The sequence below is a fragment of the Lysobacter sp. GQ73 genome, from assembly GCF_059758755.1.
This window is the reverse complement of the sequence record NZ_JCAXEE010000006.1, coordinates 305,021-311,339: the sequence shown is the minus strand read 5'-3', so window position 1 is coordinate 311,339 and position 6,319 is coordinate 305,021. Positions and strand designations below refer to the sequence as shown.

The 6,319-nt window shown below is 69.3% G+C and carries 5 protein-coding genes; all 5 read right to left on the bottom strand.

Annotated features, from left to right (window positions below; all coding sequences use genetic code 11):
- The coding region (locus tag AC6CH2_RS17960) for a condensation domain-containing protein (RefSeq protein ID WP_498270376.1) at positions 1-1,548 on the bottom strand (1,548 nt) is incomplete at its 3' end.
- Positions 1,549-1,616: 68 nt separating this feature from the next.
- Complete coding sequence (locus AC6CH2_RS17955) at positions 1,617-2,738, bottom strand: homoserine dehydrogenase family protein (RefSeq protein WP_498270375.1); 1,122 nt, start codon at positions 2,736-2,738, stop codon at positions 1,617-1,619.
- Positions 2,728-3,858, bottom strand: a complete 1,131-nt coding sequence (gene metX, locus AC6CH2_RS17950; RefSeq protein WP_498270374.1) for a homoserine O-acetyltransferase MetX — start codon at positions 3,856-3,858, stop codon at positions 2,728-2,730. Before metX ends, AC6CH2_RS17955 begins: the two co-directional genes overlap by 11 nt.
- A 104-nt stretch (positions 3,859-3,962) precedes the next feature.
- Positions 3,963-4,226, bottom strand: a complete 264-nt coding sequence (locus AC6CH2_RS17945) for an acyl carrier protein (protein WP_498270373.1) — start codon at positions 4,224-4,226, stop codon at positions 3,963-3,965.
- A gap of 115 nt (positions 4,227-4,341) precedes the next feature.
- Entirely contained in the window at positions 4,342-5,982 is a 1,641-nt protein-coding gene (locus AC6CH2_RS17940; protein WP_498270389.1) for a fatty acyl-AMP ligase, read from the bottom strand.
- Between the last annotated feature and the right edge of the window lie 337 nt (positions 5,983-6,319).

Sequence of the window (6,319 nt, the reverse complement as noted above, 5' to 3'; positions counted from 1 at the left end):
CAGCCGCTCGTCGCCGCAGACCAGCGCGGTCGCGTCCGGTGTCGAGCGCACCTGCGCCTCGAACGGCTGATGCAGCAGGCGCTCGCGCGGGTAATCGAAGGCGGTGTCGTTGAAGGTCTCCAGCACCAGTTCGCGTTCGGCCGCCGGCAGCCAAGGCAGGCGGCCGACCGCGCACTGGGGATCGGCGATCATGCCGTCCAGCAGCACCTCGAAGCATTGCGCATAGCGCGCGACCGTGGCCTCGTCGAACAGATCGGTGTCGTAGACGAAATCGCAGCGCAGGCCGTCGTCGAACTCCATCGCCTGCAAGGCCAAGCCGATGCGGTCGCTGCCGAGCCGTTGCGGCAGCGGGAACGGCCGCAGCCCGATCTCGCCCCAGTACGCCACCGGGGCGTCGGATGCGCCGGCCTTCCACAGCGCCGCCAGGTCCTGGCTGCGGCGCGCGTTCTGGAACACGAACACGCTCTGGAACAGCGGGTGCTCGCCGCGGGCCTGGCCAGCGTGCAGGCGGTCGACCAGACGCGAGAACGGATAGTCCTGCTGCGCCATGCCCTTGAGCGCGGCGTTGCGGGCCAGGCGCAGCGCTTCGGCCACGCTCTGGCGCTCGGCGAAACTGGCGCGCAGCGCGACCATGTTGACGAAATCGCCGACCACGCCGTCCCACTGCGGGCGGCTGCGGCCCGGCATCGGCGAACCGACCACGATCTCGTCCTGCCCGCTGAGGCGATGCAACAGAATCTGGTACGCGGCCAGCAAGGTGGTGAACAAGGTCCCGGCCTGGCGCGTGGCCAGGGCAGTCAAGGCCTGCGCCGTCGGCGCCGGCAGCGACAGCGAGACCACCGCCTGCACCCCGCTCGGCTGCGCCGGGCGCGGCCGGTCGCTCGGCAGGTCGAGCACCGGCGCGGGCGTGGCGAAGCGGTCCTGCCAATAAGCGAACTGGCGCTCGGCCTCGGCGCTGCCGAGCCAGTCGCGCTGCCAGGCGACGTAATCGCGATAGCTGGCCGCGGCCGCGCTCGGTTCGGTGCCGGTCGCGGTGCCCGACAGCAAAGCGCCGAACTCTTCGAGCAGGCGCCAGTACGACCAACCGTCGCAGACCAGATGATCGAAGGCCAGCGCCAGCACCGACTCGCCCGCGTCGCGCACATACAGTGCCGCGCGCACCAGCGGCGCAGACTCGTCGTCGAACGCGCGCAACGCATCGGCCCCGACCCGCGTCTTCAACTCGTCTTCGTCGAGCCCGCCCGCGTCCACGATCGACAGCGGTACCTGCGCGGCGGCGGCGATGCACTGCTCGGGCTCGCGGCCGTCGAGGCAACGCACCCGCGCGCGCAGCATCGGATGATGCGCGGCCAGGTCGTCCAGGGCACGCGCGATAGCCGACGGCTCGATCCGCCCCTGCAAGGCCACGGCGAACACGTTGTTGTGGTTGCCGCGCCCGGCCGGGTCGAAACGGTACAGGAACCACCGTCCCTGCTGCGCAGCCGACAGCGGGAACCAGGGGTCCATATCCTCGGTTCGCTGCCTGTCGATGGCCTTGTCCAGATTCATCTATCGCGTCCTGTCGATTCGCGTCCTGCCGAAGCCGGCCCGAAGCCGGCGGTCCTGTGCCGCTGCGCTCAGTCCTGCCGGGTCCAGTGCGCCGCGGCCGCGACCACGTCGCTGAGCACGCCGGCGGCGGTGATCTCCACCCCCGCGCCCGGGCCGCTGACGCACAGCGGCATCCGGTCCTGCAGTTCGGTGCGGATCGAGATCAGGTTCTGGCCGGGTTCGAGTTGCGCGAACGAAGAGTGCGCCGGCACCCGGCGCAAGTTGATGCGCCCGCCTTCTCGGCTGGCCTCGGCCAGCACCACCCAGCGCTCGCCCTGCTCCAGGGCGCTGGCGATGCGCGCCTTCCAGCCTGCATCGGCGACCTGCAGGGCCGGGATCAGGTCGTCGGTGGCGATGTCGAGGTCGGCGAAGGGCTCGATCACCAGGTCTTCGATTTCCATCGCGAAACCGGCCTCGCGCGCCAGCACCAGCAGCTTGCGGCTGAGGTCGATCGCGCGCAGGTCTTCCATCGGGTCGGGCTCGGTGTAGCCCAGCGCGCGCGCTTCGGCGACCGCGGCCGAGAACAGACAGCCCTCGTGCATGCGGTGCAGGATGTAGCTCAGCGAACCCGACAGCACGCCCTGCACCGAGATCACCCGCTCGCCGCGCAGGCGCAGGTCGCGCAGCGGGCCGAGCAAGGGAATCGCCGAGCCGACCGTGGTCTCGTAGCGGTAGGGCACGCCGCGTTCGCGCGCGGCGTGCTGCAGGTCGCGATAGCTCGACAGGCTGCGCGCGTTGGCGCGCTTGTTGGCCGCGACGATGCCCATGCCGCCCATCAGCAGGCGCGGATAGAAATCGGCGATCTCGTCGCTGGCGGTGCAATCGACCACCAGGGTGCGTACGCCGCCGTGGCGGCCGACGTGCGACATCAACCGTTCGACGTCGTCGGCGCCTCGCTCGGGCATGTGCTCGTCGATCGATTCGGGGACGATGCCGTGGGTGTCGAAGGCGAAGCCGCGGCGGTCGAAACCGGCGAGCAGGCGCAGATCGAGATTGGCCTCCGACAACAGCGCCGGCTGGCGATTGCCGAGCTGGCGCCGGAAGGCGCTGCCGACCTTGCCGCGTGCGCCGATCAGCACCAGGTCGACGCGGTGGGCATCGACCACGCCGTTGCGGGCCTGGATGCGTACGGGCGAGTAATCAGCCAGCATAAGTTGCGACCTCCGCTGCGTTGATGAAGCGGGCGCCGTGGCCCGGGGTCGCGGCGACGCCGCGGAACTGGGCGATGCTGCGTTCCATCGCGCCCGCATCGATGAGGAAACCGTCGTGGCCGTGGCGCGAGTTGATCTCGAGGAAGTGCGCGCCGGGAATCGATTCGCACAGCAGTTCCTGCTCGGCCGGCGGGTACAGGCCGTCGCTGGAGATGGCGACGATCAGGGCCGGCTGGCGGATGCTCGCCAGGGCGGCGGCGACGCCGCCGCGGCCGTGGCCGACGTCGTGCTGGTCCATCGCGTCGATCAACGCGAGATAGCAATTGGCGTCAAATCGGCGGACGAAATTCTCGGCATGATGCTGCATCCAGCCGCGCACGGCGAAGTCGTCGGGAAGCTTGGCGTGAACATCGAACACCGAGGCGCCGTTGGCGCGCCCATAGCGGTCGTCGAGCGAGGCCGGGCTGCGATAGGTGGCCATCGCGATCGCGCGCGCGGCGCCGAGGCCGGCGTGCGGCGCATCCTCGCGCGGGTAGTCGCCGCCGCGGAACTTCGGGTCGGCGCGCAGGGACAGGCGCTGCGCTTCGCTCCAGCTGATGCACCAGGCCGAGTGGCGCGCGCTCGCGGCGATCACCGCGATCGACTCGACCCGCTGCGGATCGAGCAGGGCCCACTCGAGGGTCTGCAGCCCGCCCATCGAGCCGCCGATCACCAGCTTGATCCGACGGATGCCGAGCGCATCGGCCAGCGCCATCTGCGCCCGCACCTGGTCGCGGATGGTCAGCTTCGGAAAGCGCGAGCCCCATTGGTCGCCGTCGGGGTGCGGCGAGGCCGGCCCGGTGCTGCCGTAGCAACTGCCGAGGGCGTTGCTGCAGACGATGAAATCGCGTTCCGGGTCGAGCGCCTTGCCGGCGCCGAACAGCGGCTCCCACCACTCGGCGGCGTCGGCCGAGCCGGTCAATGCATGGCAGACGACGACGGCGTTGTCGCCGGCCGCCGACAATTGGCCCCAGGTGCGATAGCCCAAGGTGTAGCCGGGCAGGCTCTGCCCGAGTTCGAGCGCGAGCGGCGCGGCGCTATGCCAGTGGCGAGTCGCGGGCGATACCGGAAATTCGCTCATGTCGCTGATTCCTTTCGTGACGCGTTGAGCAGGCCGCTCGGTTCCGGATCGCGGAACCGTCCATGAGCAGGCTGCGGAGGGTTTGGTTCGTCGGGTCGGCGGCTTCAACCCGGGCCGACGGGCGCGGCCTCGATCTCGCCGAAGCGCTCGTCGAGGAAACGCGCGAGCTGGCGCACGCTGGGGTGGTCGAACAGCCATTCCAGTTCGACTTCGCTGCCCAGCAGGTCTTCCAGCTTGCGCGTCAGGCGCAGCCCCAGCAGAGAATCCACGCCGAGTTCGGCGAAGGACTCGGTCGCCGACAACTGCGAACGGTCCACCTCCAGCACTTCGGCCATCGCATCGATCAACCACGGTTCACGCTTGCTCATTGCCCTGCCCCCAACTGCTCCATGTCTTCCGGCCCGCGAGGACCGGCGCTGCATTCACTGGCGTTGCGTTCGTCGTCGCGGGCACCGCCCGCGCCCCCTCCGCCGGGGCGGTCGCTCATCCCGCGCGCTGCAAGGCACCGGCGAGATAATCGGTACGACACTGGTTGCGCCGCACCTTGCCGCTCGAGGTGCGCGGCAGGGTGCCGGGCTTGATCAGCACCACCTCGGACACCGGCAATCCGTAAGCGGAGTTGACCGAGGCGCGCATCGAGCCGATCACCTCGTGCCACTGCGGGTGGCGCCGCAGCCATTCGCGCTTGAGTTCGAACACCACCACCAGCCGGCCGCTGTCGCCTTCGACGACGTCGAAGGCGGCGCCGCCCGACTGGCGCAGCGCTTCGTGGCTCTGCTCGCACTCGTCTTCGATGTCCTGCGGCACGTACTTGCGGCCGTTGACGATGATCAGATCCTTGAGTCGGCCGGTGACGAACAACTGGCCGTCGTGCAGATAGCCCAGGTCGCCGGTGCGCAGGTAGCCGCCGGGCGCATCCGCTTCGGCTTCTCCGTCGATGCGCGCGTGGAAGGCTATTTCATTGAGCTCGGGGCGCCGCCAATAGCCCTGGGCGACGCTGGCGCCGTGCACCCAGATCTCGCCGCCCTCGCCGTCCGCCACCCGGCGATGGGTCTTGGGGTCGACGACGGCCAGGCGCATGCCGGTGCGCGGCGTGCCGCAACCGACCACGGCCGCACCGTCGCGGCGATCGACCGCGGTCGCTTGGCCGCAGCGCACGCCGGTGATCAACAACGTCGACTCGGCCATGCCGTAGCAGGGGTAGAAAGACTCGGCACGGAAACCGTACTCGCCGAAGCGCTCGGCGAAACGCGTCACGGTGGCGGCGCGGATCGGTTCGGCGCCGCAGAACGCGACCCGCCACGACGACAGGTCGACGCCTTCGATCTGTTCGGGCTTGATCGCGCGTCCGGCCAGGTCGTACATGAAGTTCGGCCCGCCGCTGACGGTGACGCCGAATTTCGAAACGATCTGCAGCCAGCGTTCCGGGTACTGCACGAATTCCGACGGAGACATGAAGCCGGCCGGGCAACCGCTGTACATGAGCTGCAGCACCCCGCCCACCAGGCCCATGTCGTGGAACAGCGGCAAGGCGGTGAACAACACCGAGTCCGGCGACAGTTCCATCGCGTCCTGGATCGCGGCGCAGTTGTGGACCAGGTTGCCGTGGCCGACCACGACGCCCTTGGGGTCGCCGGTCGAACCGGAGGTGTACTGGAAGAAGGCGTGCGCCGAGGGCTCGGGAAAGGCCTGGGCCCATTGTGCGGCGTCTGCGCGCAGGCCGGCCGCGTCGTGTTCGCGCAGGTCGATCTTGAGCAATCGCTCGCCGTCGAATTCGAGTTGGGCGTCGAGCAGTTCGTCGCCGTCGAACAGCAGCGCGCGCGCCTGGGCATCGCCGACGATCAGTTGCAGGCGGCTCTGCATCACCTGCCGGCGCGGCGGCGCCGACGGCACCGCGACCACGCCGGCCAGCATGCAGGCATAGAAGGCGACGACGAAACTCTGCTGCGATTTGCATACCAGCACCGCGCGCTGGCCCGCCAGGCCGCGCTGTTGCAGCCGCGCCGCCAGCCCGGCCGCCTGTTCGAACAGGTGGCCGAAGGTGAGCACCTCGGGCTCCAGCGAGGCGCCCTTGAAAAAGCGGCAGGCCACGGCGTCGGGCATGGTTCGGGCGCGGTGAAGCATGATTTCGGGAAAACTTTGCACGCTGACTTCCTTGAGCAACCTTTGCTTGACTGAACTGCTTCCGTTCGAAGACCCCATGTCGGGCGTGCTTCGCTTCATGCGATATGCGGACCAACAACTCTCCATCGACGCGCGAATGCCGCGCGCCGCCGCTGATACTTCCTTTCGATTTCCCCCTGACTCCGAGCCGATTCGGTTCGGACGGTGCGAGCCTAATGCCGACGGTTCGCACTCGATGCGACGGTCGTCAACGCGATCCGCGCACCCCCGGGCCCCATGACGCTTCCCACTGCACCTTGCGTAATCGGGCCTCGCGAGGCTTATACGCTTGGCGTCT